Annotated in this window: 24 protein-coding genes; 1 reads left to right on the top strand and 23 read right to left on the bottom strand. The window is 51.4% G+C overall.

Annotated features, from left to right (window positions below):
* Window positions 1-17 precede the first annotated feature (17 nt).
* From H1S01_RS11050 to H1S01_RS10945, 22 genes are all read right to left on the bottom strand, one after another.
* Window positions 18-374, bottom strand: a complete 357-nt coding sequence (locus H1S01_RS11050) for a diacylglycerol kinase (protein WP_188040547.1) — start codon at window positions 372-374, stop codon at window positions 18-20.
* Between the two features lie 8 nt (window positions 375-382).
* Window positions 383-871, bottom strand: a complete 489-nt coding sequence (ybeY, locus tag H1S01_RS11045) for an rRNA maturation RNase YbeY (protein WP_188040546.1) — start codon at window positions 869-871, stop codon at window positions 383-385.
* Window positions 849-3095, bottom strand: a complete 2247-nt coding sequence (locus H1S01_RS11040) for an HD family phosphohydrolase (protein WP_188040545.1) — start codon at window positions 3093-3095, stop codon at window positions 849-851. Before H1S01_RS11040 ends, ybeY begins: the two co-directional genes overlap by 23 nt.
* A gap of 11 nt (window positions 3096-3106) precedes the next feature.
* Window positions 3107-4090, bottom strand: a complete 984-nt coding sequence (locus tag H1S01_RS11035) for a PhoH family protein (protein ID WP_188040603.1) — start codon at window positions 4088-4090, stop codon at window positions 3107-3109.
* 40 nt (window positions 4091-4130) lie between these two features.
* Window positions 4131-5378, bottom strand: coding sequence for a sporulation protein YqfD (yqfD, locus tag H1S01_RS11030; RefSeq protein WP_188040544.1), 1248 nt, complete (start codon window positions 5376-5378; stop codon window positions 4131-4133).
* A 19-nt stretch (window positions 5379-5397) separates the two neighbouring features.
* A complete protein-coding gene (gene yqfC / locus H1S01_RS11025) occupies window positions 5398-5682 on the bottom strand; it encodes a sporulation protein YqfC (protein WP_155477233.1) in 285 nt (94 codons plus the stop codon).
* A gap of 139 nt (window positions 5683-5821) precedes the next feature.
* Window positions 5822-6271 carry a GatB/YqeY domain-containing protein gene (locus H1S01_RS11020; RefSeq protein ID WP_155477232.1) on the bottom strand — a complete coding sequence of 150 codons (450 nt, stop codon included), beginning with the start codon at window positions 6269-6271 and terminating at the stop codon, window positions 5822-5824.
* Between the two features lie 21 nt (window positions 6272-6292).
* Window positions 6293-6469 (bottom strand): 30S ribosomal protein S21, encoded by a 177-nt coding sequence (gene rpsU / locus H1S01_RS11015; RefSeq protein WP_155477231.1) that lies wholly within the window; start codon window positions 6467-6469, stop codon window positions 6293-6295.
* Window positions 6470-6616: 147 nt separating this feature from the next.
* Entirely contained in the window at window positions 6617-6961 is a 345-nt protein-coding gene (locus H1S01_RS11010) for a histidine triad nucleotide-binding protein (RefSeq protein WP_188040543.1), read from the bottom strand.
* 7 nt (window positions 6962-6968) lie between these two features.
* Window positions 6969-8327 (bottom strand): tRNA (N(6)-L-threonylcarbamoyladenosine(37)-C(2))-methylthiotransferase MtaB, encoded by a 1359-nt coding sequence (gene mtaB, locus H1S01_RS11005; protein WP_188040542.1) that lies wholly within the window; start codon window positions 8325-8327, stop codon window positions 6969-6971.
* Window positions 8324-9079, bottom strand: a complete 756-nt coding sequence (locus H1S01_RS11000) for a 16S rRNA (uracil(1498)-N(3))-methyltransferase (protein ID WP_188040541.1) — start codon at window positions 9077-9079, stop codon at window positions 8324-8326. The genes mtaB and H1S01_RS11000 overlap by 4 nt, the downstream gene beginning before the upstream one ends.
* A gap of 3 nt (window positions 9080-9082) precedes the next feature.
* A complete protein-coding gene (prmA, locus tag H1S01_RS10995) occupies window positions 9083-10018 on the bottom strand; it encodes a 50S ribosomal protein L11 methyltransferase (protein WP_188040540.1) in 936 nt (311 codons plus the stop codon).
* Window positions 10019-10055: 37 nt separating this feature from the next.
* Window positions 10056-11177 (bottom strand): molecular chaperone DnaJ, encoded by a 1122-nt coding sequence (dnaJ, locus tag H1S01_RS10990; protein WP_188040539.1) that lies wholly within the window; start codon window positions 11175-11177, stop codon window positions 10056-10058.
* 59 nt (window positions 11178-11236) lie between these two features.
* Window positions 11237-13096 (bottom strand): molecular chaperone DnaK, encoded by a 1860-nt coding sequence (dnaK, locus tag H1S01_RS10985; protein WP_188040538.1) that lies wholly within the window; start codon window positions 13094-13096, stop codon window positions 11237-11239.
* 76 nt (window positions 13097-13172) lie between these two features.
* Window positions 13173-13841: a nucleotide exchange factor GrpE gene (gene grpE, locus H1S01_RS10980; RefSeq protein WP_341479081.1), complete on the bottom strand. Its 669-nt coding sequence runs from the start codon at window positions 13839-13841 to the stop codon at window positions 13173-13175.
* The gene (locus tag H1S01_RS10975) at window positions 13838-15409 is read right to left on the bottom strand and encodes a TCP-1/cpn60 chaperonin family protein (RefSeq protein WP_188040537.1); all 1572 of its coding nucleotides are present in this window, start codon (window positions 15407-15409) and stop codon (window positions 13838-13840) included. The genes grpE and H1S01_RS10975 overlap by 4 nt, the downstream gene beginning before the upstream one ends.
* Before the next feature lie 93 nt (window positions 15410-15502).
* Entirely contained in the window at window positions 15503-16537 is a 1035-nt protein-coding gene (gene hrcA, locus H1S01_RS10970) for a heat-inducible transcriptional repressor HrcA (protein WP_188040536.1), read from the bottom strand.
* A gap of 126 nt (window positions 16538-16663) precedes the next feature.
* Window positions 16664-17848 carry a radical SAM family heme chaperone HemW gene (gene hemW / locus H1S01_RS10965; RefSeq protein ID WP_188040534.1) on the bottom strand — a complete coding sequence of 395 codons (1185 nt, stop codon included), beginning with the start codon at window positions 17846-17848 and terminating at the stop codon, window positions 16664-16666.
* 19 nt (window positions 17849-17867) lie between these two features.
* Complete coding sequence (gene lepA / locus H1S01_RS10960; RefSeq protein WP_188040532.1) at window positions 17868-19673, bottom strand: translation elongation factor 4; 1806 nt, start codon at window positions 19671-19673, stop codon at window positions 17868-17870.
* 80 nt (window positions 19674-19753) lie between these two features.
* Window positions 19754-21346: a murein biosynthesis integral membrane protein MurJ gene (gene murJ / locus H1S01_RS10955; protein ID WP_188040530.1), complete on the bottom strand. Its 1593-nt coding sequence runs from the start codon at window positions 21344-21346 to the stop codon at window positions 19754-19756.
* 91 nt (window positions 21347-21437) lie between these two features.
* The gene (gene spoIIP / locus H1S01_RS10950; protein WP_188040528.1) at window positions 21438-22544 is read right to left on the bottom strand and encodes a stage II sporulation protein P; all 1107 of its coding nucleotides are present in this window, start codon (window positions 22542-22544) and stop codon (window positions 21438-21440) included.
* Window positions 22545-22628: 84 nt separating this feature from the next.
* The gene (locus tag H1S01_RS10945; protein ID WP_188040526.1) at window positions 22629-22982 is read right to left on the bottom strand and encodes a phage holin family protein; all 354 of its coding nucleotides are present in this window, start codon (window positions 22980-22982) and stop codon (window positions 22629-22631) included.
* A 164-nt stretch (window positions 22983-23146) separates the two neighbouring features.
* Between H1S01_RS10945 and rpsT the strand changes: the two genes are divergently transcribed.
* Complete coding sequence (rpsT, locus tag H1S01_RS10940; RefSeq protein ID WP_155477218.1) at window positions 23147-23419, top strand: 30S ribosomal protein S20; 273 nt, start codon at window positions 23147-23149, stop codon at window positions 23417-23419.
* Window positions 23420-23480: 61 nt separating this feature from the next.
* Here rpsT and holA read toward each other — a convergent pair whose 3' ends face one another.
* Window positions 23481-24566 (bottom strand): DNA polymerase III subunit delta, encoded by a 1086-nt coding sequence (gene holA / locus H1S01_RS10935; RefSeq protein ID WP_188040524.1) that lies wholly within the window; start codon window positions 24564-24566, stop codon window positions 23481-23483.
* Window positions 24567-24609 lie beyond the last annotated feature (43 nt).

The raw sequence follows: 24609 nt of genomic DNA, 5'->3' as shown, positions 1-24609 counted from the left end.
AAGCCACTTTCCTTCCACTACTGCAGGATTCTTGGCCCAAAGACGAAGATACCGGCGATGACGGCGTGAATCGCCAGGATGAGAACGGCTCCCGCAGCAGCATCCTTGGCAGCGCCAGCAAGGGGATGCCGCTCCGGTCCGATTCGATCGATCGCCGCTTCAATGGCGGAGTTAAAAGCCTCCGCAGAAAGAACCAGAAAAACCGCTGTGACAACCCAAGCCAGTTCCCAACCGCCCAATCGAAACCAAGCGGCCATCGCCATGGTCGTCACAGCGGCAGCGACATGAACACGCATATTCTGCTGGGTTTGGACAACCCAGCTGATTCCACGGGCCGCGTAGACGAAGGAGCGAAAAAATGTTGCCCAGTTCATCCTCTAAGTTAGCCTCGCAGGAGTCCTTGATTCTGTAGCACTTTCTCTTCAACAGCTCGCATGGCGCGAGTATCTTCCTCTTCTTGATGATCATAACCGAGCAGGTGGAACATACCATGGACAAAGAGGAAGCCCATCTCCCGTTCCAGCGAGTGTCCGTATTCTTTAGCCTGCCGTTCCGCCGTTTCTACAGAGATGATGATGTCCCCGAGGATTTGACCGGCTGAAGGATCTTCAAATTCGGGCTCATCATCGGTCTGCTCTTCCATGGCGAAGGATAGCACATCAGTCGGTGCATCGATATTGCGATATTGCAGGTTCATCGTACGGATTTTTTCGTCATCGGTGAGAACGAGGCTGATTTCCGTATCTTCGACAGGATGGTTGGCCTCCTCCAGGCATAGTAAGGCCAATTGTTCAAAGAGGAGTTGCCATGTTTCTTCCTCATCGGGAGTTAAGGATATTTCATCTCGTTCATCCACTATATACAGTTCCACTTCGGTTCTTCCTTCCTTCCAATTCTTTCGTCATGCCTTCAGGATACTCAATTCGTGTATGATAGATTCCGTTCAGGACCCGGCAAAAAGCTTGCGCCACCCGATCCAGGTCTTTGAAGGTCAGATCAGACTCTTCCAATTGGCCGTCGTTGAGTTTTTCTTTGATGAGTTTGCGAACGAGCCCTTCGATTTTACCGGGTGTCGGCTGAGGAAGAGAACGGACAGCTGCCTCCACCGTATCGGCCAGCATCACCAGGGCAGCTTCTTTCGTCTGCGGTTTTGGCCCTTCATAGCGGAAATCCTTTTCTTGAACCGATTCAGTACGATCCGCTTCTAAGGCTCGATGATAGAAATATGATACAAGGGTTACACCGTGATGCTGCTCCACTAAATCAACGACTTGTGGAGGTAATCCTGCCTCACGGCACATCTCCACACCGTCTTTGACATGGGATGTGATGATCAGCGTACTCAAAGTCGGTGCAATCTTATCATGAGGGTTCTGCCCTTGGGATTGGTTTTCGATGAAAAAGGCTGGACGGCGCACTTTGCCGATATCGTGATAATAGGCGCCTACCCGGACGAGCAGTGTGTCTGCACCGATCGCCTCCGCAGCCGCTTCACCTAGATTCCCGACGAGCAAGCTATGATGGTATGTTCCTGGTGCTTCCATCAAGAGGCGCCGCAACAGAGGGCGGTTCGGGTTCGCCAGCTCTAAGAGCTTCACAGAGGTGGTCAATTTAAAAGCAGATTCTAAGTATGGTAACGAGCCGATCATGAAGACGGCCGACAAAATGCCGTTGATCACACCCATCGGCACTCCATAGGTGGCCAGAACACGCAATTTAACTCCTGTCGCTAGACCCATGGAGAAGATTGCGACCATGTTCGCTGCCGCGATGGTAAAGCCGGCTCGGGCAAAGTCCATGCGCTGACTGAAGCGGGATACGCTGTATACGCCGACGATAGAGCCTATCCAAGCGACGATGGCATGGGGAATGGAGTAGTCAGCGATGATACCGATAAAACCGCTTAGCACGAATGACATGAATACGGCCACTCGGCTTTCCAAGAGGATCGCCAGCAGCATGGGACCCGTGGCAACAGGAATCACATACAAGAGTTGATTATAGATGTCTTGCTGGTCATGAAGGCGAATACTGGTGATAATCCGAGCCGTCAGCAGCGTCATTGTGGCCATTAACCCCAAAAGGCCGAGTAAACGCTCGTCCTTGTATAGGTCCCGGCGGTATGTACGCAGGTACCAGATGACGATGAACATATTCAACAGGACAAGCAGCGCCATTCCGCCTGTTTTCATCCAGCTTTCGCCAGTTCGGAGCATATCCAGTTGGGATAGAATCCGAATATGTTCTTCTGACACCACTTCCCCGTTGCGAATGATGATCTCTCCTTTGCGAACGGGGATCGTATAGGGGGCTACACTCTGTCTGACCTCATTCCGCAACCGTTTGGTCGCATCCTCGTCATAGGTGGCATTAGGACGCAGAAAAAGCGGAACAATGAACTGCAGGGTATCTTTGGCATCTTTAGAAAAAGTGGATCGATTGATCCGTTCTTGCACGTTCGAACGAGCTTCTGCCATGCTGTAGGGCAAGACACGACTGGATCCTTGCACCGCCGAAGCGGCATCGGTGGATTCGGTCAGGACCTCCGTCAGTCCAGGCATATTCAACATTTCAATGGCCAAATTTTCCGTTTCCTTCTGAATAAAGGCCAATGACTCAGGGCGCATAGCGATCAGCTTTTGCAACAGAGCTTCTGGTATGGTCACCGTCAATCGGCTCTTCAAGGTATCCAGCTTTTCATCGGGTCCATTACCGTTGACTGCCCCGCCTTCATTCGTCGAACGAGCCTTTTGATACGTTATGATCGCGTTAAAATCTTGCCCGATCTCATTTTTTACCCGACTGGCTACATTCGGGTCATGAGTATAGACGGGAGGCGTGGCGTTGACCTTCTGCTCCCTCGCAATGCGGGTTTTTTCTTCATCGACCACATCTTTGGTCATGGGCGATGTGATGTCTTTAGAGGATACCTCTCCCGCTTCTAATGTCTCCGATGGAGACAGATAGGGATAAGATAAAATCGTAGTAATAGTTAAAAAAAAGGCCAGGCCGAAGATGACACGGCGAGTTAAGCTATATTGCCAGGCTTTTTTTACGGCGAGCGTCAACAGGGTTGTTATCTGGCTATACGCCAATCCATGTCACCTCATTTGTTTCCCTGTCCACCTCGGCCTTCAAATTCTTCATAAGCACGGATGATACGGCCGACCAAGGGGTTGCGCACGACATCCCCGGTGGTGAAGAAATGAAAACTGATTCCCTCAATACCTTGCAGGATCTTTTGAATGGTGATTAGCCCCGAGTTCGAACCGCGGGGCAGATCCACCTGCGTAATATCTCCCGTAATGACAGCTTTAGAACCAAAGCCGAGACGGGTCAAGAACATCTTCATCTGTTCAGGCGTCGTATTTTGGGCTTCATCGAGGATGATAAATGAATCGTCCAAGGTGCGGCCACGCATATAGGCGAGGGGAGCAATCTCAATGATCCCTCGTTCCATAAATTTTTGGGTAGGTTCGGCCCCCATCGTATCGAAAAGGCCGTCATAGAGCGGACGCAGGTAGGGATCTACTTTCTCTTGTAAATCACCCGGTAGGAACCCGAGCTTTTCTCCCGCCTCTACAGCGGGCCGGGTCAAGATGATCCGGTTGACTTCTTTGTTTTTCAGAGCTAGTACAGCCATGACGACGGCAAGGTACGTCTTGCCTGTCCCGGCAGGCCCAACGCCAAAAATGACTTGATTTTGACGGATCGACTGCAAGTACTTCCGTTGGCCTAATGTTTTGGCTTTGATCTGTTTTCCCCGGACAGTCGTCAAAATCACTTCCGAAAGCGAGTCGGCCAGAAGGACCCCGTCTTCTTCACCAGTGAAAGCATAGGCGTATTCGATCTCTCCGACGCCGATGGACTGTCCAGACTTGACCATGGCGACTAACTGTTGAAAAAGCCGGGACGAACGGTCCACATTCGCCGGTTCTCCAGTGATGATCACTTCACCGCCGCGAGCTACGACGCGAACTCCACTCAACCGTTCAATCAGCCGTAAGTTCTCATCACGATGTCCAAAAAGCCGTACGGCGTCCCAATTGTCTTCTAAATTTATTCGGACCTCACGGTCGGATGCCGACAGTATCGTCCAACCTCCTAATGTGACTTACGCCACCCATTCATTACGTTCCTTGTTCTACAGCGTCAACAGATTGCGGCAAAGCGATGTTTTCTAACACTTCGATAGACACCTTCACTTTTACCTTGTCTGGAGAGGAAGGCTGGGGCAGCACCATCTCTCGCAAAACCTTTGCACCTTGAGGCAACTGTCCCATAAGCGCTTGCCGTGCCTTGTCCTGAGCCGCTGTAATCGCTTCTTGGGGAGTGCGATTTTGGCGATAGGGGCGTAACTCATGATATTCCGTTTTAATTAATTCGACAGGTATTTGGAGATTCCTCCATAAAGAAGGTGTTCTTGTATAAACCTCTTCAGTACTGTTTGCGAACGGACTCGAAGAAGGTCCTTTTATGATGATTTCCTGATTTCCCCATTTTATTCTCCATTGACCGGATGTTTCTCCAGTTGGGATCGTTCCCTCCAATTGTGTCGGTTCTTCCAAAGTTTGCTCATACCAAACCCGAGCCCAAGCTTCCCCCTTGGCTTGAAGCTTTTCGAGCACTTTTGGCGGAGCCGGCTTGTCCTCCGCTTTCTTTAGGGGTTCTTCCTCTTTTTGAGGTGCGTAAATCACCCCGGATATCAACACTTGCCCCTTGGTCACTCGCGTTCCCTCGGCAACTTTACCTTCACCGACGAGAACGATCATCCGTTGAATCACACCATCTTTCGCAGCGACAATGTGGCTCGGACCAGCCACAGGCGGTCGATTGGGCAGGACCTTTTCCTGTACCTCGATGATAAGTCGTGTCCCCTGATCTCGAATCCCCACCCATTCAAGTCCTGGAATTTCTGCGATGATCCTTTGTTCCGCCTCCCGAACATTGACCATGGGAAGCCATCGGCCTGGACGAACACCGGAATTGTAAGCGGCTTGTAAAATCGTCGGCTTGTCCAGGCGCTCATTGCCGACTACGTCCACATCCCAGATAAATGTCGACATCATATATATGGCTAAAACGAAAGTGAAGGCGCCCATGACCAAAGCCTTGCGCCGTTTTACCCGGGTAAGGAAAAAAGGAAAGCCGGAACGCCCCTCGATACGGACCCGGCTGTTTGTTTTCCGAGCTACATGCCGGAGTAGGCGAAAGCCGTCCAGACGAACTCGCGCCGTCATCCGGCCTGACGGTGTTCTGCGTAAGTCATATAAGGGGATCCCTCTGCTTGCAGCCAGATTGATAAATTTCTCTAACTGAGTTCCTTCGATGTTGATGCGTAAGAAACCGAGCCAAAAGGTCCACCAGTTGCGCAGCATCTTTTTCCCTCCTGAAGTGCTACTTCGGGAAATGAACCTGGTGAATCCGCCCTTCCACCATCAGTTCTTCTGGAAGGATCGTTCGCAAGACCAGTTTTTCCCCAAATATCTCCAATTGGCCACCTGTGACTAAAACCCGGATGCGCTCTTCCGTATACTCGACAATACCGCGGTGATTCTCTAAGACCAACTGCACATTGCCGATCATAGTGACTTTGGGATAGTCCATCAGCACATCTTTCGGCATTTCCAAGAGGCCGGCCAACGCTTTTTGAAGCCTCTGTTTACCACGTTCCCAAGCCAAGGACAATAGCCCCCTTCCCGGACTCCTGTCCATAGATATGCGAAAAGGCGGCTTAACATGCCGCCGACAAACGAAAAGAACCCTCATCGAGCTTTTCTCGACGAGGGTTCTCCGAAACCAATTTTCAGAAGTATACAAACTAGCCAAGGGATTCCTTGACAATCTGATTAACCAGCTTGCCATCGGCACGGCCTTTGACTTTGGGCATCAGAACCCCCATGACCTTGCCGATATCCCGAGGACCTTGGGCTCCGGTCACCGCCATAGCCTCTCGCACCAAAGCGCGGACCTCTTCTTCGGAAAGTTGCTGGGGAAGATAGGCGGTCAGGATGTCGATCTCCTGTTTCAGGGCGTCAATCGCATCGGTTCGCCCCGCTTTTTCGTACTCGACCATGGAGTCGCGGCGCTGTTTGACTTCCCGAGCTAAGACCTCTAAGAGTTCTTCGTCGGTCAAATCACGCCGTTTATCGATCTCCGCTTTCTGAATGGCGGACCTAGCCATGCGAATCACGGAGAGCCGAAACTTTCCGGCCTCCTTATCCTTCATCGCCTGCTTCATGTCCTCCATCAAACGTTCCTTTAGGGACATGGATAGATGATTCACCTTTCTTTAGGTGGTCTTCCGTTTCCGGGCTGCCTCTGATTTTTTCTTGCGCTTCACACTAGGCTTGACATAGTGTTCACGTTTGCGATATTCGGACAATACGCCCGCTTTTTGGCAGGAGCGTTTAAAACGCCGCAAGGCGCTATCTAAACTCTCATTTTTACCTACTCGTACTTCGCTCATTCCGCTTCCCTCCCCCCGCTGGTATCTATGATGCCGGGTCCAGGCTATGCTCGGTGCGGTGAACGTTTGTGTGATTGAAACAAGATACACACAGTCTACATTATACTTCCAGGGGGCGAAAGCGTCAACAGTGGTTATTATACCATTTTATCCGGGAGGCCAACCCAGGTTTCGACCTGCAAGCAAGTGGACGTGCAGATGGAATACAGTTTGACCCGCATTAGCACCGGTGTTGATCACCAGGCGATGGTTATCAGGCTCTATCCCTAGGGCTGCTGTGACTTTTTGGGAGGCCAGCAAAAGCTGACCCAAAATCGCTTGATGGCTGGCTTCAGCAACTGCGATCGAAGAAATGTGTTCCCGGGGGATGATCAGAATATGGGTAGGCGCTGCCGGATTGATATCTTTAAAAGCCACAACGACATCGTCTTCATAAACGATCTGGGCGGGAATTTCCTTGCGAACGATTTTACAAAAAATACAATCGCTCAATTCAAGTTCACCCCCTTTGCTGAGATTCCAGTGGATGTCCGAGAAGTGTATTGTCGGAAAGAAGTCGTTCTAACCGGACGGGAACAAGTTGTTCCTTTACGTCAGCGTCGTCGATGGAGCTTGAACCTTTGTGATCACCCATTTGGTACGGGATGAGTACTTTCAAGTAATTGTTCGTATGTCCTGACCAGTATTCCCCCGATTTTTCCTCAACGAGGACCGTCATGGTTTTTCCAACGAAAGTCTCTGCGTAATCTCGCGACAGTTCTTGGGCAACCGCCATCAGACGTTTAACCCGATCCTGTTTCACCGAGGCGGGCAGTTGATCTGTAAAAGAAGCGGCCGCTGTACCCTTGCGCGGAGAAAAAGGGAATACATGCAAGCCTGCCAGAGCAGCCGCTTTGCACGTTTCCTCTGTCAGCAAATAATCGCCTTCCGTCTCTCCGGGAAAGCCGACGATGACGTCAGAAGTGATCGCTGCACCGGGGATTAACGAACGTATTTTCGCGACGACGTCGATAAAATCCTGTCTCCGGTATCGCCGTCCCATTCGTTCCAGCACTGAATCAGAGCCGGACTGTAAGGGAATATGGAAATGAGGGTTGATTTTAGGATGCTGGATGATCTGTAGCAGGTCTGCCGTAAACTCTTGCGGTTCCACCGAACCTACATGCAGCCTTGGCAGTTCGGGCACCTCTTCGATGAGCCGTTCTAACAGATCGGAGAGCTCTGTATCCAAATCGGCACCATAGGCGCCCAAATGAATCCCTGTGAGGACGATTTCCTGAAAGCCTTCCGAAACCAACCGCTGGGCTTCCCGGATCACACTCTCTACGGGGCGGCTTCTCACCGGTCCTCGGGCATAGGGGATGATGCAGTATGTGCAAAAGAGGTTACAACCATCTTCGATCTTGATGGAAGCCCTAGCACGGGAAATTTCGGCTACAGCAGGCAGTTCTTCAAAGACCTGAACGGCGCGAATATCACTGACCTGATCGACGGCGTTACCCTCTAGCCGATGCTCTTCCACGAGTTCCACGATTCGACTGCGCTGATCCGTTCCCACAATCACGTCGACGCCTTCAATGGCCCGGACTTCATCGGGGGAAGTCTGGGCGTAACAGCCTGTTACAGCGACGACAGCGTCAGGGTTTAAGCGCAAAGCCCGCCGGATCGTTTGACGGGACTTGCGGTCACTGAGGTGGGTCACCGTGCAGGTGTTAATGACGTACACATCGGCCGGCTCATCAAAGTCGACCCGTTGGTAACCACGTGCTTTGAACATACCCGCGATCGAATCGGTTTCGCCTTGGTTGACTTTACAACCCAACGTATAGAAGGCGGCAGTGGGTTGTTTTCCGGTCATCCCCAATCCCCCAGTTCATACATGATCGCGGCCAAAGCGGCGAGTCCGGCTGTTTCCGTTCGTAAAATTCGGGGACCAAGGCTAACCGGCAGGGCGCCAATCTCTTCAGCCGCCTTCACTTCTTCCTCTGTCAGGCCTCCCTCAGGGCCGATGACGAGTCCAAGGAAGCCAGTTCCTTGGGAAGCTGAAGGCTTCAGTCGGCGTAGAGCCGTCTTCAAATCGATGCCTCTTAACTGTTCCCACGGGATCAGCAGCGGTTGGGAACGGTCCCATTGCGTCAACAGTTCTCTCCAAGATATGGGGACGATGACCTCTGGTATGATCGTTCGCCGACATTGCTTTGTCGCTTCACGAGCGATCTTTTGCCATCTGTCCCTGCGTTCTATGGCTTTCCCTCGATCAAGTTTAACAATCGTCCGCTCTGTCAGCACCGGTAGTATCCGGTTCACGCCGAGTTCAGTAGCCTTCTGAACGATCCAATCCATTTTTTCGCCTTTGGCTACCGCTTGGACGAGACAGACCTGCAGAGGCGATTCTCGAGTCTCTCCCGTGGATTGCAGGCCCGTCATGAGCACCTTATCTTTGGTGATTTCAGCGACACGAGCGGTATACTCGTTTCCTTGACCATCAAAAAGGATAGCTTCATCCCCCGTTTTTAACCGGAGGACCCGGGTGAGATGGTTACTCTCTTCCCCATCAAGCCAGGCCTGATCGCCAAATTTTTGGGCGGGATCGAAAATAAAGCGGTGCATGAACTATTCTTTTCGGGCAACCACAGCCGCCCATTCTCCATGACTAATCAATTCCTCAATGACAAAACCGTTTGCGGTGAGCGCGTCGACCACATCATCTAAACGGTTCTGAATGATGCCTGAAGCAAGCATCAGCTTTCCAGGTTCCAGCAGTTCTGCAGCCTGGGGAGAAAGTCGGACGATTACGTCGGCTACAATGTTGGCCACTAAGATATCTACCGGTTCTTGGACACCTGCCAACAAGTCATTTTGGCGCACCTCTACGACCGAATCGACGTGATTCAGTTCGATATTCTCTCGGGCTGAATTGACCGCCACCAAGTCGTTATCTAAAGCGATGACATGACCGGCGCCCAGGAGCGCAGAAGCGATCGATAGCACACCAGAACCGGTACCCACATCGATTACCTGAGCACCTGGAAAGATGTAATCTTCTAAGGCTCGAATGCACATTACTGTTGTCGGGTGTGTCCCCGTACCGAAAGCCATACCCGGATCGATGGATATGATCAGATCGTCGTCAGAAGCATCATAAGGTTCCCAAGAAGGACGAATGACGATCTGCCGCCCTACCTTCTCAGGCTTGAAAAAAGCCTTCCAGGCATGGGCCCAGTCTTCTTCTAGGATATCTGTCATCGTCCAGGCATGAGCTGACGAGCCATCCTGGGACCTTTCCCAGGCCGACAATTCTTCCTGCAGCAGGTTGAGGCGCTCTTCGATGCGTTCATCGACAGGCAAATAAACTTTGAGTCGAATCATGCCTTTGGGAACGTCGGGGATTTCTACGTTGTGATGGTCCCATACATTGCTGTCGATATAATCCGCGATCAATTGAGGATCTTCGATTACCATCCCCATCGCTCCGACGGTTTCGAATATTTCTGCCATCGCATCGGCATTTTCTTGCCGGGTGGTGATGGCGATTTCACGCCATTTCAACGGTGACACACCCTTCCCCGCTGTTTCAGAACGGCCTTCACATGAAGGCATCCTTCACCTTATCAAAAAATGATTTTTCTTTTTCATTTGATATATTGTCCAGGCTCAGCGTTTTACCGAACTCCCGGAGAAGTTCTTTTTGCTTGTCCGATAACTTGGTCGGTACAGAAACCTTGATCTCAATCCGTTGATCTCCCCGACCGGTTCCTCGAAGCCGCTTGATGCCTTTGCCGCGAATCCGGATGACCGTACCGGATTGGGTCCCTTCGGGAACTTTGACGAGCACTTTACCATCCAAGGTGGGAACTTCGATTTCTGTTCCCAAGGCCGCTTGGACAAAGTTGACGGGGACTTGGCAGGTCACGTCATCGCCGTCACGATCAAAGAAGGAATGGGAAAGAACTTCCACAAATACGTAGAGATCGCCCGGTGGGCCTCCTCGTTCTCCCGCTTCCCCTTCGGCAGGCACTCGAATACGAGTTCCCGAATCGACACCGCCAGGGACATTCACCTTGATCTTGCGGTGTTTGCGAACTTTCCCTTGACCGCCGCAATGACGGCAAGGCTTGTTGATGATTTTGCCTTCGCCGCCGCAAGTGCTGCAGGGGCGAACGGTCTGCACATTGCCGAGGAATGTCTTAGAGACGGTAGCGACCCGGCCTGAGCCGTGACAGGTGGGACAAGTCTGTGCTGTCGTTCCCGGTTCGGCACCGCTGCCGCCGCAGACATCACAAGCTTCCATCCGTGGAATTTCCACTTCTTTTTCCACACCGAAAGCAGCTTCCTCAAAGGAAAGGGACATGTTGAAACGCAGATCGGCACCTTTTTGAGGACCCCTGCGCTGTCCACCGCCCATTCCACCGCCGAAGAACATGTCAAAAATGTCTCCGAATCCACCGCCAAAGTCGGCTCCACCAAAGTCAAAACCGCCGGATCCGGGACCAGCATGGCCGAATTGATCATACTGAGCCCGCTTATCCGGATCAGAGAGAACCTCATAAGCTTCGTTGATTTCTTTGATCTTCTCTTCTGCAAGTTTTTTATCCGGGTGGACGTCAGGATGATATTCTTTCAGGAGCTTGCGATAAGCCTTTTTGATCTCCTGTTCCCCGGCCTCACGGCTGACTCCCAATACCTCATAATAATCCCGTTTGCTCATACTTGTCCCCTCCCCCCGGTAAAAGCATTGACAGGGGGGCTAAGCCCCCCGTCGTCCAATTAGGATTTCTTTTTCTCGTCATCAATGACAGTATAGTCGGCGTCGACCACATTGTCATCTTTTTTCGCTTCTCCGCCAAAGCCACCAGCACCAGGTGCTCCAGGATCATTAGCCGCTCCGGGAGCTCCTGCTTGCTGATACATTTTGGTGGATACTTCATACACAGCTGTCGTTAAGGCTTCCGTTTTTTGTTTTATTGCTTCGCTGTCATTACCTTCGAGGGCCTTTTTCAGTTCCTCTTTAGCAGCGTTGATTTTTTCTTGGTCAGCCGCTTCAACTTTGTCGCCAAAGTCTTTTAAGGTTTTCTCAGCTTGGTAAACCATGGCGTCTGCTTGGTTGCGAATCTCCACTTCTTCTTGACGCTTGCGGTCCTCTTCGGCATGCAGTTCCGCGTCTTTGACCATTTGGTCAATTTCATCCTTAGACAAACCGGTCGAGGCGGTGATGGTGATCTTTTGTTCGTTGCCGGTCGCCTTGTCTTTGGCGCTGACGTGAACAATGCCGTTAGCGTCAATATCGAATTTCACTTCGATTTGCGGGATGCCCCGAGGCGCCGGTGCAATGCCGCCTAAGTTAAAGCGGCCGAGCGTTTTGTTTTGGGCAGCCACTTTCCGCTCACCTTGCAGGACGTGAACTTCCACGGAAGTCTGGTTGTCAGCGGCGGTGGTGAAGATTTCGCTTTTCGAGGTGGGAATGGTGGTGTTCCGCGGGATCAAGATGGTGCAAATGCCGCCTAAGGTCTCCAAGCCCAAAGACAATGGGGTTACGTCAGCGAGAACAATACCCTTCACTTCCCCACCGAGTACGCCCGCTTGAATAGCGGCACCCATCGCGACGACTTCGTCAGGGTTGATGCCTTTGAATGGTTCTTTGCCCAGGTATTTGCGAATCGCTTCTTGAACGGCAGGAATCCGGGTGGAACCGCCGACCAGGATGACCTTGTCGATGTCTTTCGGCTCCATTTTAGCGTCAGCCAAAGCTTGACGGGTCGGGCCCATTGTCATTTCGACCAGGTCGGCTGTCATCTCGTCAAATTTAGCCCGGCTTAAGGTCATATCCAAGTGTTGTGGACCTTCGGCGGTAGCCGTGATGAAGGGCAGGTTGATATTGGTGGACATGACTCCAGACAGTTCGATCTTCGCTTTTTCGGCAGCTTCTTTTAAGCGCTGCACAGCCATCTTATCGCCGCGCAGATCGACACCTGTTTCTTTTTTGAACTCTGCTACCATCCAGTCGATGACGCGCTGGTCAAAGTCGTCACCACCGAGACGGTTGTTACCGGAAGTCGATTTGACTTCGAAAATACCGTCGCCCAGTTCCAGGATGGATACGTCGAAGGTGCCGCCGCCGAGGTCATAAACGAGGATCGTTTGGTCTTCTTCTTTGTCTGCACCATAAGCCAACGCCGCCGCTGTCGGCTCGTTGATGATACGCATGACTTCTAGACCAGCGATGGTGCCTGCATCTTTCGTCGCTTGCCGCTGGGAATCAGTGAAATAGGCCGGAACGGTGATGACCGCTTTGGTCACCGTTTCACCGAGATAAGCTTCTGCGTCCGCCTTCAAGCGTTGCAAAATAATCGCTGAAATTTGTTGGGGTGTATAATCTTTATCATCAATTTTCACTTTGTGATCGGTACCCATGTGGCGCTTGATGGAGATGATCGTCCGATCGGGGTTGGTGATCGCTTGGCGCTTCGCGACTTGACCAACGAGGCGCTCATTCGTTTTGGAAAAACCGACGATCGAGGGAGTAGTACGAGCCCCTTCCCGGTTAGGGATAACAGCGGCTTCGCCGCCTTCCATGACGGCTACACAAGAGTTGGTCGTTCCTAAGTCGATACCGATAATTTTACTCATATGATGATACCTCCCGTTAAATTTAAAACATGACCATTTCTAATTGAGGTTTTAATTGGCTCGAAGTCCTTATGTTTTAACCTTTAGCGACTTTAACCATAGCGGGACGGATGACCTTCTCTTTCAGCAGGTAGCCTTTTTGCATCTCTTCCATGACGATGCCATCGGCAAACTCTCCGTCAGCTTCGCCATACATGACCGCATCATGACGGGTGGGGTCAAAGTCTGTACCGACGGAAATCATCGCTTCCAGGCCTTCTTTGGTCAAGATGTCGATCAACTGCCGTTGGATCATTTCCGCACCGGAGAGGATGTTTTCTGCCCCGGCTTTTCTCATCGCATTGAGGGCGCGCTGGAAGTTGTCCAGTACGGGGAGCAATTTTTTAATCAATTGTTCATTTGCATAGGTACCTAGTTCTTCTTTTTCCTGGCGGGTCCGTCGTTTGAAGTTATCGAAATCGGCTTGCAGGCGAAGATAGCGATTTTCCGCATCTTGCAATTCCTTTTTCGTCTTTTCTAGCTCTTCCTGCGTTTTAGCGACTTCAGCCAGGAATTTGCCCAGCTGTTCAGCTGCCTCTGTCGCCTGTTGTTCTTCCGAGTTCTCCTCAGGGTTACCTGCTTCGCCATGCAAATCTGCAGTGCTGTGCACAGTTTTTGCAGCCGATTCTGCATCCACAGGTTCAGCCGTCTTTTCAGAAGTGTCGACAACAGGCTCTTCTACGGTCAATTTTTCTTCTTTTGTCACCAATTACCCTCCCCATGTTCTCCTTTGCCATCGGCTCGTTCTTCACGCTTTTTGATGATCGTATCTATGCGTAAAATCGCTTCGGCGACCTCTCCGGCTGCTTTCAAGGCATGTACCTTGACAAGAACAGGGTCGATGACGCCCAGTTCCCACATATCGGAGACTTCACCATTATCGCAGTTGATGGAAAGTTTATCGCTCTCTTGCTCCATTTGGGCGGCGATCACGTCACCCAGCTTTTCTAAGGGGTTAAAGCCGGCATTAGTGATGATCTGCGAGAAAGGTTTCTTCAGAGCGCCAACGACACAATCGAGGCCGTAGGCAGCCATGCCTTTCGTCTCTCTACGGACCTCTTCAATCTGCCGGGCCACTGCTAACTCCACAGCGCCGCCGCCGGGGACTAGGCCGCCTTTAACAGCAGCTTGCACGGCCGATGCAGCGTCTTTGGCGATCCGTTCCCGTTCGCCGACGACCTCTTCCGTGGCCGCACCAACGAGGACGGTGGCTACCGGTTTTCCGGAACCCTGAAGCAGACAGACATGTTCCAACTTATCGTCGACGATAACCTTGCCTGCCTTCCCGAGATAACGGGTTAGATCTTGGGGCTCCCGTTTCAAACCAGTTCGTTTGACGGCACGGGCGCCAGTATGTTCGGCTGCTTTTTTCAATTCTCGACTGGAGACGCGCTGGATGACCAGCACACCGGCGTCGGTGAGCATCTCTTCGGCGATATCTTCCACACCGCGGTCGACTAAAAGGACTTTTATATCTAATGCGATGATTTTGCGTATATTCTCCAGGAATTCTTGTTGCTTTTGACGGTACCAGTTGAATCCGGCTTCAGTGCTGAGCGCTTCATCGCCCATCTCTTCGGGTTCAAGGGCGTCATCGACAATCAGAACGGAGGCATTTTCCAACAGTTTAGGCATATCCTCGTTCATGGGCTTCTTGTTGACGATGACTCCAGTCAAGACCTGATTGTCAGCGCCTTCTCGGGCACGGACCGAATCGGAGAGCTTATAACCTGATTCCTTCAGCTTCTCTTCCCCGATCAACCGGGCGGCATCTACGACCAACTGAGCGATATCCTGATGTTCCCGGCCTGCCACTAAAGCGACCCGCTCCAGCATGGGATCATGAACCCCTTGAATCGGACGGGCATGACGATGAAACATCTCGATAGCTTTCTTCACACCGGCTTTCAGTCCTTCGATGACCCGGGAGACAGGGACGCCTTTGGTCACTTGGTTGACGCCTTCCGAGATCAGGCTACCGGCGAGCACCGTCGCCGTCGTTGTTCCATCGCCGATTTCAGACTGCTGCGCTTTCGCCGTTTTGATCAGCATGCGCGCCGCTGGATGGTTCACTTCCATCAATTGAAGGATGGTGACACCGTCGTTGGTAATGACCACATCGCCGAATTTGTCGACGAGCATCGTGTCCAAGCCTTTGGGGCCTAATGTGCCTTCTACGGCTGAGGAAATAGCCCGGATAGCATTGGCATTCGTCATCAAGGCGGCGAGCCGTTCGTCCACTTCCGTATTGCTGCTTACTTGTTTGACACTCAAAACGGTTCCTCCAAGCGAAAATCAAAGATTGTCAATATAGGCAGGGAAATAGGGACTTTCTTTTTACAAAAAGCCCCTGATTTCCCAAAAACGCTATCGATTCAATATTCTTTTTAAAGCGAACGATAAGTTTTCCGTCAAGCTTTCGATGACCGCCACCGATCGGGAATACTCCATTCGTGTCGGCCCGACAAGACCGATCACACCGAGCACTTCACCGTCAAGATGATAGGTCGCTGTCACCATGCTGCAGTTGCGAAAACCTTCATGTTTGTTTTCTGTACCGATGGTGATGTTTACACCCCTTTCAGGGGTGTGATGCAGCAATTCTCGAACGGTATGATGCTGCTCTAGTATACCCAGAAGCGTTTGGATTTTATCTACATCTTTAAACTCAGGTTGTTTAAAGATGTTCAATGTTCCACCCAGGTAGACTCGTTCATCATTATCTGCATGCAAAGCCTCGTCGATGATCTCCAAAGACTGGCTCAACACCTGTTTCTGCTTTTTCAACGTTTCCGCCAGTTCATGGGAGAGGGAAGCCCTCACCTGATTCATGGTCAATCCCCGTAAAGATTCATTGATCACAGCGGAGACTTGCTGTAGATCCTCCGGCGTTAACGATTCGGGAATGTCGAGAATCTTGCTCTCGACAACTCCGGCTGAAGTGATAATGACGGCAACAGCCTTAGTCGGCATGATCGGGAGGAGTTGGATCTGCTGAAAGGTCGTTTTGCCAACTTGGGGACCAAGTACGACAGCCGTATAGTTGGTCAACTGTGAAATGATCGCGCTCGCTTGCTGCATCAGATAATCCACTTCTTGCAGACGGTCCGACATGGTCTGTTGCATGATGCGAAGTTCTTCTGCGGCAAGAACTTTTCGTTCCATTAGACAATCGACAAAATAGCGGTACCCATAGTCTGAGGGAATCCTTCCGGACGATGTATAGGGTTGTTCAATGAGCCCTAACTCCTCTAGGTCCGACATTTCGTTGCGGATCGTGGCAGGACTGACACCGAGATTGTACTTGCGAGCAATCGTTCGGGAACCAACGGGTTCAGCGGTGGATACGTAGTCATGAATAATGGCCCAAAGAACCTTTTGCTTACGATCGTTCATCTGCATCCCCGAAGCACCTCCCGTTGTTAGCACTCATGACCGACGAGTGCTAATGGTCTTACGATAAAAAAATACCACCGGGAAAGCCGCTTGTCAATACTTGGGCTCCCGAGTGAAAAAGGTCCCTGTTGCTCAATTCTCCGGCTCTTCTCCTAGGTATTTTTCCAAAATTTCATTCGAGATAAGATAGGACTCTGGCGTAAGCTTCACCCGAGAACCATCATAATCAACCCAACCTTTGCCATGGAGGATTGTCGATAGTTTATGCCAATTTGACCCCTGGCGTTCTCCTAGACCGTATTCCCTAATGACCTCCTGAAGGTTTACCCCCTTGGTCAATCGAAGGCCGAGCATGACTGCCTCCTCTGCAGCGACGACTGGAGTCAGTATCTCCTCGTCTCCGATAGGTACGTCACAACCGGACGAAAGAGCCCCGACATACTGACGACTGTCAGCCGCCCAGGTCCAACGGCGAAGCCCCACAGCGGAGGCGGCGCTACTGCCAAATCCGAGGTAATCGCCCCGGTGCCAGTAGTTTAGATTATGCCGGCATTCCCTTCCGGGCCGGGCAAAGTTGGACAGTTCATATTGTTCGAAACCTGCCAAATGGAGAAGCCGACGGGCTTCCTCATACATCTCCACCTCCAGGTCTTCCGGGCAAACCCCCGTTAAACCTCGTTCTAGCCATAGGGCTAGAGGTGTTCCCGCTTCCGGTTTGAGATTATATATGGAAAGATGCGCCGGCTCTAGATCGAGGGCCAATTCCAAAGAGAGCCGCCAGTCTTCCATAGACTGGCCGGGGATACCGTAAATCAAATCTAAGTTCACGTTAAGCAGGCCCGCTTGCTTGGCTGCATTGATGGCTTCACGAACATCCTCGATAGAATGTTTGCGGCCGAGAAAGGCCAACAGGCGTGGTTGAAAGGCTTGTACCCCCAGCGAGAGTCGGTTAACCCCTCCTCTCACCCACTGGAGCAAATCAGGGCCGGTCACCGTCCCCGGATTTGCCTCGATGGTAATCTCTGATAAAAGATGGTCACCGAAGGTATGCCGAATCTGCTCCAAGATAGCCCTTCCTGATTCCGGTGGAAGCAGAGAAGGGGTACCACCGCCAAAAAAAATGGTCGTCGGACCTTGAGCCCCATCCCATTTGTTGGCTTCCGTAGCGATATGACGAATGACCGCCTGAGCGTATTCCCGCCGTTCTTGTTCCGACGCCCGGTGGGAATAAAAATCGCAATAAGCGCATTTGCTCCTGCAAAAGGGGATATGGATATAGACTCCCCATCCTTGTTTGAGAGGTTGTACAGTTCGCATCATTTTATTCCTACTGTTATTACTGATCGATGCTGAGCACAGCCATGAAGGCTTCTTGGGGAATCTCGACGCTGCCGACCTGCTTCATGCGCTTTTTGCCTTCTTTTTGTTTCTCCAGCAGTTTCCGTTTCCGCGAGATGTCACCGCCGTAGCATTTAGCCAAGACGTTCTTGCGGATCGCTTTGATCGTCTCCCGAGCGATGACCTTGTTGCCGATGACCGCTTGAATGGGAACTTCAAACATCTGCCGCGGAATGAGGTCGCGCAGTTTTTCCGCCAAAGCCCGGCCGCGATGATAAGCCCGGTCACGGTGAACGATGATCGAAAAAGCGTCAATCAAATCACCGTTCAGCAAAATGTCCAGTTTCACCAACTCAGAAGCACGGTAGCCGATCAGTTCATAATCGAGGGAGGCATATCCTTTAGTACGCGATTTCAGTTGATCAAAGAAATCGAAGATGATCTCCGCCAAAGGAAGTTCGTAGACGAGCATGACCCGCTGGTTCGTGATGTAGTCCATATTGGTGAAGAGACCCCGCTTCTCTTGGCAGAGCTCCATCACGGCGCCTACGTAGTCCGAAGGGACCATAATGGAGGCTTTTACATAAGGCTCTTCAATCGACTCGATCTTTTGGTTCGGCGGCAATTTCGTGGGGTTGTCGACGAGAACCACTTCACCGTCCGTCTGATTGACCCGGTAGATGACGTTCGGCGCTGTCGTGATCAGATCCAGGTCGAATTCCCGTTCCAACCGCTCCTGGATGATCTCCATATGCAGAAGACCTAGGAAACCGCAACGGAAGCCAAAGCCCAAGGCGACCGATGTTTCCGGTTCGTAGATCAGCGATGCGTCGTTCAGGCGAAGTTTGTCCAAGGCGTCCCGCAAGTCTTCATAGTCGGCTCCTTCGACGGGATAGAGACCGCAATAGACCATGGGGGTCACCTGGCGATAACCGGCCAGCGGTTCTGCCGCCGGGCGATCGGCGTTCGTGATCGTATCGCCGACACGGGTGTCTTTCACGTTCTTGATGGAGGCGACGATAAAACCGACTTCCCCGGTGGACAGTTCTTGCACCTGGCGAGGCGCCGGCGCGAAGACACCGACCTCAGTCACTTCAAAAGTACGACCAGTGGACATCATCTGAATCTTCGAACCCTTTTTCACGCTTCCTTGAACGACACGGACATAGGAGATAGCGCCTTTATAGATATCATAGAAAGAGTCAAAAATAAGGCATTGCAGCGGCTCTTCCGGTTCGCCCTTCGGCGCCGGAATTTTTTTGACAATCGCTTCAAGAACTTCTTCAATCCCGATGCCAGACTTGGCCGAAGCCAGAACAGCATCGGAAGCATCAAGGCCGATGACATCTTCGATTTCCTGCTTAACTCGTTCCGGCTCAGCACTGGGCAGATCGATCTTATTGATGACCGGAATGATCTCTAAGTCGTTTTCCAAGGCCAAATAGACGTTAGCCAACGTTTGGGCTTCAATTCCTTGGGCCGCATCGACGATCAGTAAGGCCCCTTCACAAGCAGCCAGGGAACGGGACACTTCATAGGTGAAGTCTACGTGACCGGGCGTATCAATCAAATTCAATGTGTAAGTTTGTCCGTCTTTCGCCTTATATTGCAACCGAACGGCCTGTAGCTTGATTGTGATTCCCCGCTCGCGCTCCAAATCCATGGAGTCCAGCACCTGGTCTTCCATCTCCCGCGCCGTAAGGGCACCGGTGTACTCCAGGATGCGGTCGGCAAGGGTCGATTTGCCGTGGTCAATATGCGCGATAATGCAAAAATTGCGAATGTTGGCTTGTGCCATTCCCATAGATCTGGTTCCTCCCTTGCCCAATAAAAAGACATATCCAATGTATTATAACCGATAGACATAGCGCGAACAATGCCCATTTACCGACCGGTAAAGCGACTCAAAAAGGCACGAGAGACCATCTGGGCTTCTTCCATCCGCATCGCCATGGTAGACGCGCCATAGACAACAGCACCGACCAGGACCGTCACGGTAAGCAAGCTCACTTGGCCTACCTTGGAGGAGAGATCGACGACCAGAGGGGCAAACCGCAAGATAACCCAAATGACAGCCCCCATGATGACCGAGGCAGCAGTGGTCTTCATCAACGATAAGAGAAGATGCTTCCCATCGATGGATCGAAGGGCTCTTCGAGCAAGCACTAAGAAAAGCCCGTAGGCGAGGAATGCGCTAAAGGAAAAAGCCAAGGCAAGACCTTCGGCGCCCATGTAAGGAATCAAGATCAGGCTTAGTGCTGTGTTGATTACCAGCACAATGGCACTGACTCGAACTGGAATCTGCGGCTTTTGCAGTGCATAGAATACCCGAGGCAGCATCTGATTCGCCCCTTGAGCAAAAAGTCCCAAGAGGAAAAAGAGCAGTACCGATGCCGTCGCTACGGTGGCTTCATGGGTGAAGTTGTCTCGTTCAAAGAGGACTTGCACAATAGGCACACGTAAAACGGTCATTCCTACAGCGGCCGGCAAGGTGATATAAATGACCGTACGCAACCCTAAGGAGAGGTTATTCCGGAACTCTGTCCATTCCCGTCGAGCGGCTGTACTCGTCAAGGTCGGAAATATGGCCACTGAAATAGCTATGGCGAATACACCCAAAGGAAGCTGCATGAGCCGGTTGGCAAATCGCAGCGCTGTAATCGATCCGGGCTCCAGCGCCGACGCTAGGTTTTGGTTCACAATATCCTGGATTTGACCGATGGACAGACCGATGAGAGCCGGGATCATCAACTTGGCGATCCGGCGGACACCGGGGTGATTCAAGTCCATGGTCATCTGGTAACGAAGGCCGATTTTCATCAACATGGGAACCTGCACGAGAAAGTTGGTTAATGCGCCCAACACCACGCCGATCGAGAAGGCGGCAATACCAAAACGATCCGACAGAAAGTATCCGCAGAGGATGATGACGGCGTTATATAAAATCGCTCCGATAGAAGGCATGAGAAAATGTTGATATGAGTTGAGAACACCCATCGCGAGTCCAGCCAAGCCCGTGAACAATACCGATGGGAACATGATTCGTGTCAAAAAGATCGTCCGTTCTAGCGTCTCACCTTTGAAATCATAGGCGACAAGGGGAATCAACTGGGGCGTGAAGATTTCTCCGAGTATGACCCCGATCCCCAACAGCAAAATCATCCCATTGATAAAGGTTGACGCAACCACCCACCCGTCTCTCTCCTTGTCTGTCGCCACATAAGACGAAAAAACAGGGATGAAAGCCGTCGAAAGGGCACCCCCAACCAGGAGAAAATATAAAAAGTCCGGTAGTGCGAAGGCAGCAATATATGAATCGGTCACTCCGTTCTGACCAAACTTGGCCCCGATGACCGCTTCACGAACAAAACCTAAAATCCGGGAAATGAACATCGCCAACATGATCGAGCCGGCCGCTTTTGCAATTCGCTGACCGCCGCCATCGGGTTTCTGGCTTTCTTCCGGTTTTTGGTTCATTCCCCGACTCTCCTTTACGAAACGGTTGTCCCACTTCCCTTCCCTATTGTATTAGTATTTTTAGCTTTGGCAACCTTTTTTCTCAAACCGATCATTTTATCAGATTTTCCTCTTTAAGGACCTCCATTAAGGCGGAGGCAAACATATCCCCTGCCGTCTCCGCCTCCTTCGTCGAGTTTTGGTCGCTGCCGATTTCAACGAGGATGGCACGCGGATGCATTTGTTGGTGGTAACGACCGGCCTTAGTGACGACGCCCTTGCACAACCCGGGATACAACTCGTCCAATTTGCTCTGTATCTTTTCAGCAAAACGCAGATTGTCTTTCCAACGGGGATGAGGTGCCCGCTGATCGGTACCTATCACCAACAGTATTTTAGCAGCCGTCTTGTTACCAATCGTGACGGTTTCTCGGATGGGCAGGGCGTCACGGTGGAGATCGATCAAAGCGAGGGGATTGGGATATTTCTGTAAATACTCTAACACCGTTTTTCTCGATTCGTTATAGGCGAGATTGTACGATGGCGCATCGTGAATCCGGGACGAATGCTCTACGACGATACCATATTTATCTTTCCATTGTTCCAAGCGGGCGGTCATTCTCGTACCTACGTTGAAAACGCCGCCGTTTTGCCCCTCTTTTCTGGCATCGCCGCCTGAGGCGGCATAAGATTCAGCGTTATGCGTATGGTAGATCAAAATGGTGGGCGTTACTTCTCCCGATACCATGGCATGATACGGTTCTGTTGCTCCCTCTCCGCGAGGATCTTCACGAGGAATATCCACATCGGGATAATCTTCCCCTTCCACTTCCGACACATTTCCCCGATTCGGCGCTGTCTTCGCCGCTAAGGTTCCTCCCGTCGGATCGACCCTGCCGCCAAGCAGGGGGATTTGGCCCTCCAGAATCCGATTCAAATAGTCGTTTTTATTTTCAAACCAAGACGATGGTTGTGAGGGGTCTCCAGGGGTACCAGAATGGTTGTCTGTGCCTGTCGGTTGAACCGAAGGAGAATTATATCGCAACAGCGGAAGGGCGATATTGAGGATCTCACCAGGAGAAATGATGGCCCAAGCCGATGAATGGATACGTACACCTTGCCAAAGCCATCCTGCCACGACTAAAACCACAAGAGGCACGACCAGCCAGAAGGGCCTGCGTCGATTGCGCCCCCATGGGTTTGTCCTCTTAAATAACAAAGCAAACAACCCCCTTCTCTCCCAATATAAATGGGTATGTCGGGGGTCGTTTTCCTATGACTTTTTATGGGAAATGGAACAGTTTTAACGCTTTCCTTGCAGCGCTTTTGGGCTGAGCGGCGTCGGAACGACAGCATCGGCAATACCGATAACCAGGGCTGACAACAAAGCGCCGAACAATCCCACTTTTATCGCATTTGGAACCAGCAACTGGCTCACCCAGATGACCGCCGCCGATACGAGGAAGCCCACGATTCCACGGTGCATATTGGTGATGCGGTCGCCAAATAGAGCTTCCACGGCATAGCCAAGTAAAGAGATGACCAAAGCGGCCACGACGGCACCCGTGAATCCGTTGACAACAAAATCAGGAATAAACCAGCTGGCCACCAGCAATACAACGGCGGAGACGAGAAAACGAACCACTAAACCTATCACGGCTTGCTCTTCCTCCTTTTTGACAGGATTCCTTTGTAGTATCGCCGAAGGAAAGAAAATCATACTTGCCCTGATATAGTCCTGCAGAAATGGTAAACTATTTCTTGCATCTGCAAGATCATCGTGGTAAAATATCCTTTGTTGAGTGGCAAGGAGGTGAGAGTATGCCCAATATCAAATCGGCGATGAAGCGAGTTAAAATTGCTCGGGAGCGCACCCTGAAAAACGCTTCGGCTCGTTCCGCCCTGCGTACGACTTTGAAACGTTTTGAAGAAGCTCTGGCTTCCGCCAATATGGACAATGCTCGTGCTGCACTTGCCAAGGCTGTCCGAGCTCTAGACAAAGCTTCTGCCAAAGGCCTGATTCACAAAAACACGGCCTCCCGCAAAAAATCCCGCATCACCAAAAGATTTAATTCCAAAGCCAAGGCTGTTTAACATAAACTTCCTCATGGCTACTTAAGAGAGACCAGGTCCATCCTGGTCTCTCTTTTTTTGCTTATTTCTTTTCGTTGCCGAAAGCGAGCAAGCAAAGTTCCAATGTCTGCTTCGCCTCACCGGCGCCGGTCTTAATGGCTACATCGGCCTCTGTCAATCGGTGATAGAGGCGATATAAATCGTCCGTCTGAAAGCGTCCCGCTTGGTTCTCCAGCTTGCGAATGACACCAAGCGGAAGCTTCAGTTCCTTTCCCCAATCGTTTTTACGCACACCCGACGCCATCAGTTCTTTCAATCGAAGCAGTTGGCGCACATGACGCAGGATCAGGAACAGCAAGGGGATGGGATGCTGCCCTTGGCGGATCACGTCTCGGGAAATCGTCAGTGCCCGATCGATACGCCGGTCTCCCAAGGAGTCGGCGATCGCGAAAATATTATCGTCCGGTGTCGCCGGCACCAGACGTCGAACTCGTTCCCGAGTGACCCGTCGCTGTGCCGATGGTTCACCTAAAAAAGTGTAGAGCTTGTCCATTTCCAAGGCGATCTGCCCGATGTCTTCGCCGGTACGTTCGATGAGCATAGACAATGCCTCTGGTTCAAAGGGCAGTCCGATCGAACGGGCTCGCTGGGCAGCCCAAGATTCGACTTCTGCACCAGTTGGCTTTTTGATCTCAACGGTATGTCCAGCTTTTTCGATAGCCTTGTAAAGACGTTTTCGCTTGTCCACACCGGAAGGCGAGTAAAAAACGAGACAGGTCGTCGGGCTCGGGTTTTGCAAGTAATGGGTCAATGACGATTCCGGTTCGACCCCTTTTGATTTGGAAGTTCCCCCTTTTCCTTTCGAGGGAACACTATCCCCTTCCGCTGATTCTGAGCCTTTTCCCGCCTTCAGCAGGGAAAAGTCGCGAACGATCACCAACCGCCGGTCCGCCATGAACGGCGGAGCTTGAGCCATTTCTACCACACTCTCTGCCGAAAGGTCACCTTCCAATCGATCGATGTTAAACTCCCCGCCAGGTTTTTCTATAAAACTCCGAATCAGTTCGTCCAACAGTTCTTGCATTAAAAAAGGTTCATCGCCAAATATCACATAAACTGAAGCGTAAACGTCCCGTTGAATCGTCGCTTTCATCCCGGAATAGTCCATCGGCAACCTACCTTTCATAAACCTACAGACACGCTGTAACATA

The organism is Heliobacterium chlorum (genome assembly GCF_014502795.1).
Classification (GTDB): Bacteria; Bacillota; Desulfitobacteriia; order Heliobacteriales; family Heliobacteriaceae; genus Heliobacterium; species Heliobacterium chlorum.
This window is presented reverse-complemented; position numbering and strand designations above follow the sequence as displayed.

Excerpts from the sequence above, each read along its gene's own strand:
- H1S01_RS11050 (WP_188040547.1), bottom strand. The coding sequence starts at position 374 with ATGAACTGGGCAACATTTTTTCGCTCCTTCGTCTACGCGGCCCGTGGA.
- yqfD (WP_188040544.1), bottom strand. The coding sequence starts at position 5,378 with ATGCTGCGCAACTGGTGGACCTTTTGGCTCGGTTTCTTACGCATCAAC.
- H1S01_RS11020 (WP_155477232.1), bottom strand. The coding sequence starts at position 6,271 with ATGTCCCTAAAGGAACGTTTGATGGAGGACATGAAGCAGGCGATGAAG.
- rpsU (WP_155477231.1), bottom strand. The coding sequence starts at position 6,469 with ATGAGCGAAGTACGAGTAGGTAAAAATGAGAGTTTAGATAGCGCCTTG.
- mtaB (WP_188040542.1), bottom strand. The coding sequence starts at position 8,327 with ATGACCGGAAAACAACCCACTGCCGCCTTCTATACGTTGGGTTGTAAA.
- H1S01_RS11000 (WP_188040541.1), bottom strand. The coding sequence starts at position 9,079 with ATGCACCGCTTTATTTTCGATCCCGCCCAAAAATTTGGCGATCAGGCC.
- dnaJ (WP_188040539.1), bottom strand. The coding sequence starts at position 11,177 with ATGAGCAAACGGGATTATTATGAGGTATTGGGAGTCAGCCGTGAGGCC.
- dnaK (WP_188040538.1), bottom strand. The coding sequence starts at position 13,096 with ATGAGTAAAATTATCGGTATCGACTTAGGAACGACCAACTCTTGTGTA.
- hrcA (WP_188040536.1), bottom strand. The coding sequence starts at position 16,537 with ATGCAGATGAACGATCGTAAGCAAAAGGTTCTTTGGGCCATTATTCAT.
- hemW (WP_188040534.1), bottom strand. The coding sequence starts at position 17,848 with ATGCGAACTGTACAACCTCTCAAACAAGGATGGGGAGTCTATATCCAT.
- lepA (WP_188040532.1), bottom strand. The coding sequence starts at position 19,673 with ATGGGAATGGCACAAGCCAACATTCGCAATTTTTGCATTATCGCGCAT.
- murJ (WP_188040530.1), bottom strand. The coding sequence starts at position 21,346 with ATGAACCAAAAACCGGAAGAAAGCCAGAAACCCGATGGCGGCGGTCAG.
- rpsT (WP_155477218.1), top strand. The coding sequence starts at position 23,147 with ATGCCCAATATCAAATCGGCGATGAAGCGAGTTAAAATTGCTCGGGAG.
- holA (WP_188040524.1), bottom strand. The coding sequence starts at position 24,566 with ATGGACTATTCCGGGATGAAAGCGACGATTCAACGGGACGTTTACGCT.